This is a genomic window from Frigoribacterium sp. VKM Ac-2530, from assembly GCF_015350835.1.
In the GTDB taxonomy this organism is placed as follows: Bacteria; Actinomycetota; Actinomycetes; order Actinomycetales; family Microbacteriaceae; genus Frigoribacterium.
The window spans coordinates 811,658-824,798 of the sequence record NZ_JADKSE010000001.1 but is presented as its reverse complement, the minus strand read 5'-3'; the positions used below and the strand labels follow the sequence as shown (position 1 = coordinate 824,798).

Annotated in this window: 11 protein-coding genes; all 11 read right to left on the bottom strand. The window is 68.0% G+C overall.

The genetic code is table 11. From position 1 onward, the window contains the following. Positions 1 to 1,053: 1,053 nt before the first annotated feature. From wecB to ITJ48_RS03710, 11 genes are read right to left on the bottom strand one after another with little or no spacing between them, the layout of a single operon-like run. Positions 1,054 to 2,211 (bottom strand): non-hydrolyzing UDP-N-acetylglucosamine 2-epimerase, encoded by a 1,158-nt coding sequence (gene wecB, locus ITJ48_RS03760; protein WP_194612455.1) that lies wholly within the window; start codon positions 2,209 to 2,211, stop codon positions 1,054 to 1,056. Then, positions 2,208 to 3,302 (bottom strand): NAD-dependent epimerase/dehydratase family protein, encoded by a 1,095-nt coding sequence (locus ITJ48_RS03755; RefSeq protein WP_194612454.1) that lies wholly within the window; start codon positions 3,300 to 3,302, stop codon positions 2,208 to 2,210. The genes wecB and ITJ48_RS03755 overlap by 4 nt, the downstream gene beginning before the upstream one ends. After that, positions 3,299 to 4,354 carry a polysaccharide biosynthesis protein gene (locus ITJ48_RS03750; protein ID WP_370544764.1) on the bottom strand — a complete coding sequence of 352 codons (1,056 nt, stop codon included), beginning with the start codon at positions 4,352 to 4,354 and terminating at the stop codon, positions 3,299 to 3,301. The genes ITJ48_RS03755 and ITJ48_RS03750 overlap by 4 nt, the downstream gene beginning before the upstream one ends. Then, entirely contained in the window at positions 4,344 to 5,654 is a 1,311-nt protein-coding gene (locus tag ITJ48_RS03745; RefSeq protein WP_194612452.1) for a glycosyltransferase family 4 protein, read from the bottom strand. Before ITJ48_RS03745 ends, ITJ48_RS03750 begins: the two co-directional genes overlap by 11 nt. Then, entirely contained in the window at positions 5,651 to 6,298 is a 648-nt protein-coding gene (locus ITJ48_RS03740) for a NeuD/PglB/VioB family sugar acetyltransferase (RefSeq protein ID WP_228506196.1), read from the bottom strand. Before ITJ48_RS03740 ends, ITJ48_RS03745 begins: the two co-directional genes overlap by 4 nt. Further along, positions 6,295 to 6,918, bottom strand: a complete 624-nt coding sequence (locus tag ITJ48_RS03735) for a sugar transferase (RefSeq protein WP_194613327.1) — start codon at positions 6,916 to 6,918, stop codon at positions 6,295 to 6,297. The genes ITJ48_RS03740 and ITJ48_RS03735 overlap by 4 nt, the downstream gene beginning before the upstream one ends. Then, complete coding sequence (locus tag ITJ48_RS03730) at positions 6,918 to 8,051, bottom strand: DegT/DnrJ/EryC1/StrS aminotransferase family protein (protein ID WP_194612451.1); 1,134 nt, start codon at positions 8,049 to 8,051, stop codon at positions 6,918 to 6,920. Before ITJ48_RS03730 ends, ITJ48_RS03735 begins: the two co-directional genes overlap by 1 nt. After that, on the bottom strand, positions 8,048 to 9,832 hold the full coding sequence (locus tag ITJ48_RS03725; protein WP_194612450.1) for a nucleoside-diphosphate sugar epimerase/dehydratase: 1,785 nt from the start codon (positions 9,830 to 9,832) through the stop codon (positions 8,048 to 8,050). The genes ITJ48_RS03730 and ITJ48_RS03725 overlap by 4 nt, the downstream gene beginning before the upstream one ends. Before the next feature lie 11 nt (positions 9,833 to 9,843). Continuing rightward, complete coding sequence (locus ITJ48_RS03720) at positions 9,844 to 10,806, bottom strand: hypothetical protein (RefSeq protein WP_194612449.1); 963 nt, start codon at positions 10,804 to 10,806, stop codon at positions 9,844 to 9,846. After that, positions 10,806 to 11,453: a low molecular weight phosphatase family protein gene (locus ITJ48_RS03715; protein WP_194612448.1), complete on the bottom strand. Its 648-nt coding sequence runs from the start codon at positions 11,451 to 11,453 to the stop codon at positions 10,806 to 10,808. The genes ITJ48_RS03720 and ITJ48_RS03715 overlap by 1 nt, the downstream gene beginning before the upstream one ends. Next, positions 11,450 to 12,889: a polysaccharide biosynthesis tyrosine autokinase gene (locus ITJ48_RS03710; RefSeq protein ID WP_194612447.1), complete on the bottom strand. Its 1,440-nt coding sequence runs from the start codon at positions 12,887 to 12,889 to the stop codon at positions 11,450 to 11,452. Before ITJ48_RS03710 ends, ITJ48_RS03715 begins: the two co-directional genes overlap by 4 nt. Between the last annotated feature and the right edge of the window lie 252 nt (positions 12,890 to 13,141).

Below are 13,141 nucleotides of genomic sequence, written 5' to 3'. Positions count from 1 at the left end.
AATTCGCGGGGACAGGGCTAGGCAAGCGATCACTGATGCGGCACCAGCAACGATGATGGCTATGAGTCCGTCCACGTCCGAGAGCACGAGACCGATGAGAACAAAGGTGCGGACGAGCGTGCTTACCATGAGGTTGCCGGCGTAGGCCCAATTCCGCCCCCACATTAACCAGGCTGTTGCGGTCAAGCGGGCTAGAGCCAGCCCGCTTCCCCAGGCCGTCACCGCCAGGACTGCAACGGGACCGTCGAGAAAAACCGAAACGATCACAGCAATTGAAGCCAGAGCAACGATGACAGGAATGACGCGGCCTAGGGCGTAGGCGTAGTTCCGTCGCAACCCATCTGTTGCAGGGTGCCGCTGGAACGCGAGAGTGGCTGGTTCGGAGGTCACCAAGGCGAAGTACGTTGAGAGCACCACGACGAGCGCGACGATGCCATAGGTCTCTGTCGATAAGGTTCGCGTCAGGACTGGCAACTGCAACGCCGCACAACCGAGACTGACGACCCGGGCGGATAAGACCGCTGCCCCGGAACCCCTAAGGAGTCGCAAGTGTGGCGTGACCAAACGGCTGCTCACAACCTACGAATCACGCGCGCCGGTGTCCCGGCGATCAAGACGTTGTCAGGGAATACCCCCATGACGAGTGATCCAGCGCCGACAACGACCCCATGGCCTACTCTGCTGCCGCCAAGGAACGTGACCCGCGCGCCAACCCAGCTGCCGTTGCCTACACCCACGGGATCACTGCGTCCTGCACCCGCGCGTCGCTGGTCAGGACCGATGTCGTGAGAGCCGGTTATGAAGAGGACGTCCTGCGAGATGTCGCAGTCACTGCCGATGGTTATTGTCGCTCGCGGGGTTGAGACGAACTCCGTCCTGCGCCCGATCCACGTGCCTCGGCCGACTATGACATTGTGATGTTGGAACACGACACCTCCGTTCATTCGAACGCCGGGTCCAATCCTTACGCCGCACGCTCTGTAAAGACGTGCCCGCATACCAAATGCACGAGTCTGGGGTAGGACCAGCGATACCAGGTTGGCCAGATGTAGCCTAATTCCCACCGTTCCAATCCCTTCTGATTCCGAGCCGGGCATGATGCGTGTGCGTCTTCGACCGCAGGTACGACAGAACCCGTCGGCTTGTGTCACTGACTTCGTACCCCTGAGGAAGGGGGGTAGCAGGAGCGTGCTCTCCGAGCGCGAGGACCATATCTACAGCGTCGACGAGGGACTCAGCCGAGACTCCTGCCGTGATTATATGACCGCTGTCCAGAGCCTCTGGGCGCTCAATGTCATCTCTGAGAGTCACAGCGGGAAAGCCCAGGAGGCTGGCTTCCTCGCTTATGGTGCCGCTGTCGGATAGGACGATGCGAGCGTTCACTTGCAGCGTCAGGAAGTCACGGAAGCCGAAGGGCTTGTGGAACATGAGTCCTTCCACCGCACCGGGCTCCAGCCTGTCGATCCTTAGCCGCGTGCGAGGATGCGTGGACACGAGGACTGGCAATTCGTACTTTGAAGAAAGCCTCCTGAGACCATCAAGAACCGCGCGAAGGCGTTCGTCGTTATCGACATTTTCCTCTCGATGTAGGCTGACGAGAAAATATGCACCTTTTTCCAAGCCTTCCCGAGATAGCACGTCGTTTTCCTTTAACGACGCCGCACTATTGAGTAACACCTCTCTCATAGGAGACCCGGTCAGCACTATGCGCGAGGGGTGCAGACCTTCGGCCAGAAGGTTGCGACGCGCGTGCTCGGTGTACACGAGGTTGTAGTCCGCGACGTGGTCGACGAGGCGGCGGTTCGTCTCCTCGGGCACGTTCTCGTCGAACGAGCGGTTGCCGGCCTCCATGTGGAAGACGGGGATCTTCATCCGCTTGGCGATGACAGCCGAGATGCTGCTGTTCGTGTCGCCGAGCACGAGGAAGGCGTCGGGTCGCTCCTCGACGAGGACCTTCTCGATCGAGGTCAAGATGCTGCCGAGCACAGCGCCCAGTGACGATGTGTCCGCCTCGAGGAAGTGATCGGGCCGTCGCAGGCCGAGGTCCTCGAAGAAGACCTCGTTGAGTTCGTAGTCGTAGTTCTGGCCGGTGTGCACGAGCACGTGGTCGACGTGCTCGTCCAGGCGCTTGATGACGGCGGAAAGGCGGATGATCTCGGGTCGTGTACCGACGACGGTCAATACCTTGAGCCGGGGGACAGGGGCGCTCATACGGTCTCCGGGATGGTGTCGGGGGCGGCCGCATCGAAGATCTCGTTCGACCAGAACATCGTGAACAGGGTGTCGTCACCGGTGTTGGTGATCGAGTGGGCCCAGAAGGTCGGCATGTCGACCGAGCACGGCGACGTGCCGTCGACACGGACGGTGACCGCGTCGTCCGAGAACAGGCGGCGCAGACGGATGTCGGCCGTGCCGGCCACGACGGTGAACCGCTCCATCTTGCGCCGATGGTAGTGCTGACCGCGCGTGACCCCGGGCGCCGTCGTCGAGAACGACGTCTGCCCGGAGCCGCCGTGAGACCTGATCACCTCGGTGAAGCTGCCTCGGGCGTCGGTGTTCTGCCTCAAGGGGAGGACGTGCGAGGCTTCGAACGCGAATGAACGGTACGTGTTGAACAGGTCGCGTTCGAACCCGGATGCCAACAGGGGCACGTCACCCGTCGCGTATGCGTCAGCGAAGCGCGACAGGGTCGCCAACAAGCCCGACACCGTCGTCGTGGTCGACCGGGCGAACACGTCCTCGGCACCGTCGATGCCGACGAGAGCCTCGGCGGCGTGCTGTGCGTGGAGCAGGCTCAGCTCGCGGTCGACGTCGACTGAGGGGGTCTCGCCGCGGCTCAGCAGATGGCAGAACGTCGCCGTCACGGCGTTGTAGAAGGGGCGACCGTGCTCACCGAAGAGGTTCGGCAGGTGAAGGTCGACGAAGCGCGCCCCCACTGCCTCGGCCGCTTCGCGGATGATCCGTGCGGCCTCTTCCTTCGCCGCCCCGTAGGTCGAGCCGTTGCCGACCTGGGTGGAGTTGGCGAAGACGATGCAGGTCGGCGGCACCTCAGCCCCTCGCACGGCTCGCGCGGCCTGCTCGGCGAAGAGAGTGTTGCCTGCCCGGACGTCGTCGTCCGAGCCGCGGTTCACACCCGCTATGAGGACGAGTCGGTCGCTGCCCGAGACGGCCTCGGTCGCCCGGGCCGCATCGAAATGCTCGCCGACGGCGAAGGCGTGTACATCGGGCTCACCGAGTGAGTGGAGGAAGGCTCGGGTGTGCCAGCCGAGGAAGCCACCGGCGCCTGTCATCGCGATCTTCATGCGCGCCCGCCCGAGACCGCGATGCCCGCGAGGGCGAGCTCCGCGCGTACCTCGGGCAGCGCCAGCAGCATCTGCTCGACCTCGGGCACGGTCATGCGGTCGACGGTGTGCGAGTCGTAGTCGGTGAACTCGACCTGTCGAGGGTCGCCCTCCTCGAAGAACGCGCTGTAGTTCAGGTCGCGCTTGTCCGCGGAGATGCGGAAGTAGTCGCCCATGTCCTCGGCGCGCGAGAGCTCTTCGCGGTTGGCCAGCGCCTCCGACACCTTCTCGGCGTGACGGGTGCCGATGACGGCGACCCGTCGGTCGCTCCGGAACACGTTGATGACGGCCTGCGCGAGGTCGCCGATCGTGCATGCCGCCGCCTTGCGGATGAACAGATCACCTTGACGCGCGTTGCGGAAGGCGTGCTCGACGAGGGCGACCGATGCAGGGAGCGACATCATGAACCGCGTCATGCCGGGGTCGGTGACGGTGAGGTCCTTGCCCAGTTTGAGCTGCGAGATGAACAGCGGGATGACCGACCCACGCGAGTACATGACGTTGCCGTAGCGGACGCAGGACACCGTGGTGACGGCGTTGGGGTTGTTCAGCCCATGAGACTGAGCGACCTTCTCCATCATCGCCTTGCTCATGCCCATCGCGTTGACCGGGTAGACGGCCTTGTCGGTGCTGAGGCAGACGAGCGATGTCACGCCCGCGGCCTCGCTGGCCCGGACGACGTTCTCGCTGCCGAGCACGTTGGTCTTCACGGCCTCGATGGGGAAGAACTCACACGACGGCACCTGCTTGAGCGCCGCAGCGTGGAACACGTAGTCGACGTCACGCGTGGCGCGCTCAACGCTCAGGTAGTCCCGGACGTCGCCGACGTAGAAGCGCACTCGGGAGTCTCCGAGGTCGTGACGCATCTGGTCTTGCTTGGCCTCGTCACGGCTGAGAATGCGTACCTGTCCGACCTCGCTCGCAAGGAGCTTCTGAGCCACCGTCCGCCCGAACGACCCAGTGCCGCCTGTGATCAGCACCGACTTGCCGGCGTAGTCGTCGTTATTCGTCACGATGTCCATCTCTGGTCTCCCCATGGTCGTTCGGTGTCGCGGCGGTGGTCGGCACTCCTCGCGAGACAGCTCCGAGAATCTGCTCGATGGCCGAGACACCCGCCGCTTCTGACATGTGTCGCTCGTAGAAGCGCCTAGCTCTCGATGCCATGGTCGTCCTCTCGGCGGACGTGGTCGATGCTGCGCGACGGATGACGGCCGCGAGCTCGGCGGCATCCGACGGCGGTGCGGTGAACCCCAGACCCTCAGCGTTGACGAGGTCAGACACGTCACCGTGGACTGTGGTGATGACCGGGACGCCGGATGCCAGCGAATTCTGCAGCTTGGACGGGATCGTCCCGCGAAAGACCTCCAGGCCCTTGAGGGTCACGAACTGGAAGTCGCTCCGCGCGTTCAGCTCTCGCATCTCGATCGGGTCGAGGCGGCCCGTGAACGAGACTCGCGTCTCTGCCTGGCGCGTCACCTGGTCACGCAACTCTGCCTCGAGGACGCCTGCACCCGCGATGATCAGCTCGACGTCCGGAACGTCCGAGCACAGCGAGAAGGCTTCGATCAAGATCGACAGGTCTTGGAGTTCCCCGAGGTTGCCCGCGTAGACGAACGTCGTCCCTCGTCGCTCGACGTCGTGTTGATTCTTGCCCTCGGGCCGTTCGCCCATGACGTCCTGAGGAGACCAGTTGAACACCACCGACGATGCCATGGGCTTCGCGCCTCGCGAGCGGAGCATCGTGAGCATCGAGGGCGCGATGGCGACCACGTGCCCCGCTCGGCGGTAGCTGGATGTCAACCAAGGGGTGAGTGCGTGGCTGATGAAGCTCGAGGCGCGTCCACCGACCATTCCGGAGCCGGTGATGGACTCCGGCCACAGGTCCTGCACGTGCAGGACGTACGGAGTTCCGAACAGCCGCTTCCACAGGGCGGGCCCGATGCTCGCCGTCATCTGGGTCGCGTAGACGTAGACGACGTCGGCGCGTCTCCCCGTCCTGAGACGCAGGGAAGATGACACGGCGAACGACGCGTAGTTCAACATCCGACCGAGAGCTGACGTGCTGTGGCTGATGACCAGGGGCACTCGATGGACCGTGACGTTCCCTTGTCGCTCGGTGTGACGAAGGCGCTGTCGATGGTACGGGAAGAGCTTGCCCTCCGGGTAGTTGGGCCAACCCGTCACGACCTCGACCTCGTGCCCACGTCGGCTGAGCTCGTCGGCGAGCGTCACGGGGATCGAGACGCGTTCGGGACGGAAATACTGGCTGACGACCAGGATGCGGAGCGGGGCGTCAGTCTGGGGCACGCTCATCGGGCAGGTACTCCCACGACTGTCCTGCCAGGCAGCACGTCACGAGTCACGCAGGCTGCGGCTCCGACCACGGCCCTGGCCCCGACCGTGAGCCCCTGCAGCACGACAGACGCGGCGCCCAGCAGGACTCCGTCGCCGACGACCACCGAGCCTGAGACCACGGCAGCGGGGTTGACCGAGACCGCCCACCCCAGCACTGCGTCGTGGCCGATCGTCGCGTTCGGATTCACGTGCGTGTGACGCCCCAGCGTGACGTTGGCGGATACGACGGCACCCGCGCAGACGATCACACCTGGCTCGAGCACCGTGTCGGTTCCGATGCTCGCGAGAGGGTGGACGAGCGCAGGGGCCGGCTGGATGTCATCCCCGACCCGGGCAGCGATGTCCAGTCGGGCGGCGGGATCGCCGATGGCGATGACGTACGCGTCGACCTCGCCGACCTTGCCCTCGAGGAGGTCGCCCGTGGTCCCGATCACATGGACCCCGCGGCGTGCCAAGATCTGGCGGGATGCTGCGCTGGGGCGATCGTCGAGGACTCCGAGCACCTCGAAGTCGCCAGGAGTCCGCCTCTCGAGCGCGTCCAGCACGTCCAACGTCTCGCGGGCGAAGCCACCGGCTCCGATGACGATCAATCGTGTGCTCATGCCGCGCCCGCCGGCGATCCTCGGAATTCCGCCGTGGTGGCGGAGCCGTCGGCCGTCACGCCGTCACGACGGACGACCCTCGCGACCGTCCTGACAAGGATGCCGAGATCACCCCGGAACGACCGGGTCTCCACGTACAGGACGTCCATCTCCAGCTTGTCTTCCCACGAGATCGCGTTGCGCCCGTTGATCTGGGCGAGGCCGGTCACTCCAGGGCGTACGTCGTGACGCCGTGCCTGTCGGTCGGAGTACCGATCGAGGTAGCGGACGAGCAAGGGGCGGGGCCCGACGAGGCTCATGTCACCGCGCAGCACGTTCCAGAGCGTGGGCAACTCGTCGAGACTCGTCGATCGGAGCAGAGCACCGAAGGGTGTCAAGCGATCCTCGTCGGACACGAGACCACGAGCCTCGTCGACGGGCAACATCGTGCGGAACTTGACGAGGTGGAAGACCTTCCCGTCCTTGCCGGGTCGCGGCTGCACGAACAACACCGGCCGCCCCAGCCGCTTCGCGATGACGCCCGCGAGGACCACCTGGACGGGGACCGTCACGATCAGGCCGACCGCAGACACAGTCATGTCCAGAGCCCGCTTGCTGGCGAGACCGGAGCACGATGCCATCACGCGGCGTCCAGGAAGGCGCCGATGCGGGACCGCACCCGGTCTCGTTGTGCAGTGTCGAGAGCGGACCCGCTCGGGAGAGTCAGCCCGTGCTCGAACAGCAGCTCGGAGGCGCCAGTCGATCGCGAACGAGCAGAACTGAAGACGGGCTGCAGGTGCATGGGCTTCCACAACGGTCGTGATTCGATCTGGTCCGCGGCCAGCCAGGCCGACAGGTCACCGGGGGTCCATCCCGTGACGGAGCTGTCCACGAGGATCGAGGTCAGCCACACGTTGTCGTGCTCGTCGCCCTCTCGACCTAAGACCTCGACGCCGTCGACCTCGGTGAACAGGTCGGCGTAGAGCTCACGCATCTCGCGCCGGCGCGCGATCATCTCGTCCAGGCGTGAGAGCTGCGCTCGCCCGAGGGCCGCGAGGAGGTTGCTGAGCCGGTAGTTGTAGCCGATCTCGGTGTGCTCGTAGTGCGCGACCGGCTGGCGCGCCTGGGTGGCGAGGTATCTGGCTCGGGAGGCCAGGTCGCCGTCGTCGGTCAGCAGCATGCCGCCGCCCGAGGTGGTCATGATCTTGTTGCCGTTGAACGACACGACGGAGGCGTCGCCGAACGAGCCTGCTGCTCGTCCGGCATGCGTCGCACCGAGCGACTCGGCCGCGTCGGAGAGGACGCGTGCCCCGTGTTCGCTCGCCGCCGCGAGGATGGCCGTGTAGTCCACGGCCTTGCCGAGGAGGTCCACGGGCACCACGACAGGAACGCGCTCTCCCGCTCCCGACAGCTCGCTCAGCACCTCGCGGAGCAGCTGCGGGTCCATGTTCCCGGTCTCGGGATCGCAGTCGACGAAGTACGGCTCGGCGCCCGTGTAGGCGATGGCGTTGGCGGTCGCGGCGAAGGTCATCGTCGATGTCGGGACGACGTCGCCCGGGCCCACGCCCCAGGCGACCAGCGCGATGTGGAGAGCTGCGGTCCCCGAGCTGAGGGCGACGCCGTGCTCGACGCCCACCCGCTCAGCGACCTCGCGCTCGAAGCCGTCCACGTCCGGGCCGAGCGGGGCGATCCAGCCGCCCCTCATGGCCGCGACGACCGCCTTCTCCTCCAGGTCGCCCACGTCGGGCGACGACATGTAGATGCGTTCGGTCATGCTTCTTCCAGGTCCGGGAGCTCGGGGTCGTGGACGTGCCAGCTCGACGAGGCAGACCGGACGGCGATGAGCTCCGACGGGTGCAGGGGCGGAACTGTGGTGTGCGAGATCTTGGGGTGCACCGGGCGGTTGTCGCTCTCACCGAGGCCGACGAGTTCCTCGTGCATCTTCTCGCCCTCGCGCAGGCCGGTGTAGACGATGCCGATGTCCCGCCCGGACATCGCGATCATGCGCTCGGCGATGTCGAGGATCTTGACGGGCTCGCCCATGTCGAGGATGAGCACCTCGCTGGGCGCCCCGATGCCTCCGGCCTGCACGACGAGGTGGCACGCCTCCGGGATGGTCATGAAGAACCGCGTCACGTCCGGGTGCGTGATGGTCACCGGGCCACCGGCCTCGATGAGAGACGTGAACACGGGCAGCATGGAGCCTCGGCTGCCGAGGACGTTGCCGAACCGGACGGAGAGATAGCGGGCGCCGGTCTCGTCGGCGGCCCAGGCCGTCAGGCGCTCGGCCAGCCGCTTCGAGTGGCCGAGCACGCTCGTGGGGTTCGCCGCCTTGTCCGTCGAGATGTTGACGAACGTCGCCACCCCGACGGCCTTGGCCGCGTCGAGCACGTTCTGCGTGCCGAGCACGTTCGTCTTCCAGGCCTCGTCCGGGTACTGCTCGAGCATCGGCAGGTGCTTCAGGGCGGCCGCGTGGAAGACCACCTCGGGACGACGGTCCGCGAAGATCGCCCGCAGCGCCTCCGGGTCCCTGATGTCGGCGAGCACGACCTCCTTGGTGTCGAGCAGCCCGTTGCCCGAGATCGACAGCTGCGACTGCTGCAGCCCGGTCTCGTCGCGGTCGAGCATGATCAGCTCGGCCGGGCCGAACTTGGCGATCTGGCGGCACAGCTCGCTGCCGATCGACCCGCCGGCGCCCGTGACGAGGACGCGCTTGCCGGCCAGGTAACCCGCGATCGACTCGACCTGCGTGTCGACCGGGTGCCGGCCGATGATGTCCTCGATCGCGATGTCGCGCACGTCGCCGAGCCGGGACTTGCCCTCGAGGATCTCGTCGAGGAGGGGCAGAACCATGAGGCGAAGGTCGGCCTCGCGGGCGAGATCGGACAACTCCTGCAGCAGCGGGGCGTCGGCTCTCGCCACGCCGACGATGATCGCCTCGGCGCCGCTGTGGTGCGCCGCCGTCACGAGGTCGCGGCGCGTCCCGAGCACGGGCACGCCCTCGATCCGGAGGCCCGAGCGGGTCGGGTCGTCGTCGATGAGGCCGACGGGCAGGTACGGCGACGCAGGGTCGGTCAGCATGCGCCGCACGAGGTGGTTCGCGAGACGCCCTGCCCCGAAGATCAAGGTGGGCTGGGCGCTCTCGCCGGGGCGGCTCTTGCCCTCGACGTAGAGGCGGGCGATGTACCGCAGGCCGCCCATCAGTGCGAAGGCCACGGGCACGGCGATGATGACGGTGCTGCGCGCGAGGGTGATCTCGGTGCCCAGGACGAGTACGGGCAGGCCCACGAGGAGGCCGGTCACGAACACGACCCGGGCGACGGCTCGGACCTCGGCGAAGCTGCCCGGCACGAACCGGCGGCGGTACAGGCCCGTCGCGAAGCCCAGTGCGACGCCGACGAGGACGGCGACGGCCGTCACGACGAACGCGGAGTTCCAGGTGACCGTGTCGTAGGCGAAGTCGTAGCGGAGCGACACGGCGAAGAGGACCGCCACCACCCAGGCGAGTCCGTCGAGGACGACCTGCAGCGCCGTGCGGCGGGCCGGGGACGTCATGAACCGGTCGATCACCAGGTCCTCCCGCCGTCGGCCGAGACGAGGACGGCGTCGCCGGCCCACAGCCAGAGCGAACCGGCCGCGGCCGAGACAGCGACAGCACCGGGAGCGTCGACCGTCGCCGGAGCGCAGCCCAGCGGAGCGACGGCGGTCGCGGAGTCGACGACGGACGAGATCGCCACGCCGTCGCAGCCGGCGGCGCCGCTCGCGGCGACGAGGTAGCCGCCCGCGCCCGAGGTGAGTGCGACGGCCCCCTGGACGGCGGTCCCGGCGTCCCAGGTCGACGCGCTGTCGACCGTCCGGTGCACCGTCCCGTCGCCGCAGAGCACGGCCGCTCGGGCGTCGCCGGCGACCGCGAGGTCGATCACGGCACAGGGGGCGGGACGGTCGCCCGCGGGGGAGTGGACGGTGCTCGTCGACGTCCGCGAGACGAACCACGCTGCGGCCAGGCGGTCCGGGTAGTCGCGGAACTCGGCACCGCCGGTGAACGTCTGGGCGAACGAAGGCGTGCAGCCGGCGCCGGCAGGTCCGACGACGAAGACGGTGTCGGCGGCCGTCGCCTGGAGGCGGTCGACGCCCGCGAGGGCGGCCTCGCTCGAGACGGAGGTCGCCGACCAGGTGCCGCCTCCGGACGTGGTCGACTCGAGGACGAGGTCGTCGGCGGTCCCGCCCGGCGCGCAGCTGCCTGCCTGGCTCCGCCAGGCGGTCTCGGCGTCGACGGCGGAGAGCGCACGGGTAGGAGCCACGGCGGGGGCGGGCGTCGTCACGGTGGGGGTCGGCTCCGCCGCCGGCTCGCTCGGGAGCGACGACGGCAGAGCCACCGGTGCTCGGTCGGCCGCGAGCCCCGCGGGCTCCGCGGTGAGCGCCACGGCGACGAGCGCGAGGTCGACGAGCACGAACGCGCCGATCCCGGCGACGGCGAGTCGCCGACGCGTGGTGGCACGCTGGCCCCTCTTGCGGCGGACGTCGGGCATCAGCGCACGCGTCCCGGCGAGGCGGCAGCGCGGCGGAGCAGATCGACGAGCACGTCGGCGGCGGGCACGAGCTGGCGGCCCGACTCGACGAAGGTTTCGTCCGACCGGCGGTACGGGTCGACCACGTCGTCGTCGATCGGGTCGTCCGCGGCCGGGACCGTGCCGCGACGCGACGCGAGCAGCCCCACGGCGGCCCTCAGACGCTCCGCGGTCGAGGCCCCGGTCCCGGGCATGGCCTCGGCGATCTCGTCGTCGGACACGTCGTGAGCGAGACGAGCTGCCTCCCGGAGCGTGAACGTGTAACGGCTGGCCCGCGGGTGCATCGCGACGACGGCCCGCCGGTGCTCCCGGGCGAGGGCGAGGGCGAGGTCGGCGGAGCGCACGTCCCGCCCGAACAGGAACCGGGCGCGATGCGCGTCGGGCTCGAGGTCGAACGACCGGGCGAGAGCGCGTGCCTGGTCGGGCATCACGTCGTCGTCCACCGCCATGGTGCCCGCGCTCGAGACCGCGACGTCGTCGAGGTCGGCGAGTCCGCGGCGCAGGTACAGCTCGGCCAGGGGGCTGCGACAGATGTTGCCGGTGCAGACGGTGAGGAGCGAGAAGCCGGTGGAGCTGTCGCGAGGCGTGAACAGGTCCACGACGCTCACCGCTCCGAGCGCGAGCGCGCCACGGGCGCCACGGGCAGATCGCCCACACCGGCCTCGGGAGCGTCCTGCTCCATGCCGTAGTACGCGCCGTAGTTCCCGTAGCCGTAGGCGTCCGGGCCCTTCGTGGGGAGCATGGTCAGCACGACGCCCAGCACCTTGCTGCCGATGTGCTCCAGGTTGCGGAGGGCCGACTGCAGCTCGTTGCGGGTCGTCCGGCCGGCGGCCACGACGACGATGGCCCCGCCGGTCAGCTTGCTGAGGATGGCCGCGTCGGTGACGGGGAGCAGGGGAGGCGCGTCGATCAGCACGTAGTCGAACGAGGTCGTGAGCGACTCGAGCAGCGCGATCATCGCCTTCGAGCCGAGCAGCTCGCTCGGGTTCGGGGGGACGCGGCCGGCCGGCAGCACGTACATGGTCCCGCGGCCCCAGGCCTGGAGCACGTCCTGCAGGTCGGCACGGCCGATCAGCACGTCGGTGAGGCCGACGACGCCCTCGAGCCCCATGGTGTCCGCGAGGCGCGGCAGGCGCAGGTCGCCGTCGACGATGACGACGGTGGCTCCCGTCTCGGCCAGGGCCACGGCCAGGTTGGCCGTGGTGGTGGTCTTCCCCTCGCCGGGCAGGGACGACGTGACGACGAAGCAGCGGCTGCCGGACTCGACGTTGACGAACTGCAGGTTGGTGCGCAGCGTCCGGAACGACTCGGACCGCGGGTTGCGCGGGTCGGTGTGGACGATCAGCGGCGTCTTCTTCGCCCCGGGGTCGAAGCTGATGCCGCCGACGATGGGGGCGTCGGTCACGAGCTCGACGTCGTGCGAGCCGTGGATGCGCGTGTCGAGTGTGCTGCGCAGCACGGCGGCGCCGACGCCGAGGGCGAGGCCGACCAGCAGGCCGAGGCCGAGGTTCAGCGTGGTGCGCGGGGTGGCGGGCGCGGAGGCGACCTGCCCGGGGACGATCGTGGCGATCTTGACGAGGCTCGCGCCTCCGTCGGTCGGCGTCTCGAGCTCCTCGACGACGACCTGCGTCAAGGAGGCGCCGACCGCGTTCGCGATGTCGGCCGCCTGCTGCGCGTCGGTGTCCGTCACCGTGATGTTGATCAGCACGGTGTTCAGCGGGGAGTCCGCCGTGATGCGCGAGGCGAGCTCGGCCGCCGTGGTGTCGAGGCCCAGCTCGTCGATCACGGGGTCGAGCACGCTGTTGCTCGTCACGACGTCGACGTAGGACTGAACTTTCTGCTGGGCGGCGGTGCTGCCCTGCACGGCGTCCCCCGTCGTGGCCGAGTCGGATGCTTGGATCGACACGAAGAGCCGGGTCGAGGACACGTAGGTGGGCGTCGCGAGGATCGACGCGAGCGCGCCGGCAGCGATGCCGGCGAGCGTCAGCGCGGCGATGAGGATCCAGCCCTTGCGGAGGATACGGATGTAGTCACGCAGTTCCACGCGGGCGGGTCCTGTTCGTAGTGCCGTCGGGCGTTCGTTGCTGATCCCCAGACGACCACGGTGGTTCCGTACGACCATGTCCCATCGTGGCGACACCCTGACGACCGAGCGGAACCGCGGTCGTCCCCATAATTGCACATCACCCGTGGATTAGAGACCAAGCGGTATATTTTCGCGTCCTCCCGTCTTCCCGTCCTCCCGTCGTCCCGTCCTCCCGTCGACGGGGTCGCGTCGGTGCAGGCTCTGCAGGTG

What these genes read in the sequence shown, in the direction of transcription:
- ITJ48_RS03720 (WP_194612449.1), bottom strand. Translation starts at nt 10,806, where the DNA reads ATGCCCGACGTCCGCCGCAAGAGGGGCCAGCGTGCCACCACGCGTCGG.
- wecB (WP_194612455.1), bottom strand. Translation starts at nt 2,211, where the DNA reads ATGAGCGCCCCTGTCCCCCGGCTCAAGGTATTGACCGTCGTCGGTACA.
- ITJ48_RS03745 (WP_194612452.1), bottom strand. Translation starts at nt 5,654, where the DNA reads ATGAGCGTGCCCCAGACTGACGCCCCGCTCCGCATCCTGGTCGTCAGC.
- ITJ48_RS03740 (WP_228506196.1), bottom strand. Translation starts at nt 6,298, where the DNA reads ATGAGCACACGATTGATCGTCATCGGAGCCGGTGGCTTCGCCCGCGAG.
- ITJ48_RS03735 (WP_194613327.1), bottom strand. Translation starts at nt 6,918, where the DNA reads ATGGCATCGTGCTCCGGTCTCGCCAGCAAGCGGGCTCTGGACATGACT.
- ITJ48_RS03755 (WP_194612454.1), bottom strand. Translation starts at nt 3,302, where the DNA reads ATGAAGATCGCGATGACAGGCGCCGGTGGCTTCCTCGGCTGGCACACC.
- ITJ48_RS03730 (WP_194612451.1), bottom strand. Translation starts at nt 8,051, where the DNA reads ATGACCGAACGCATCTACATGTCGTCGCCCGACGTGGGCGACCTGGAG.
- ITJ48_RS03725 (WP_194612450.1), bottom strand. Translation starts at nt 9,832, where the DNA reads ATGACGTCCCCGGCCCGCCGCACGGCGCTGCAGGTCGTCCTCGACGGA.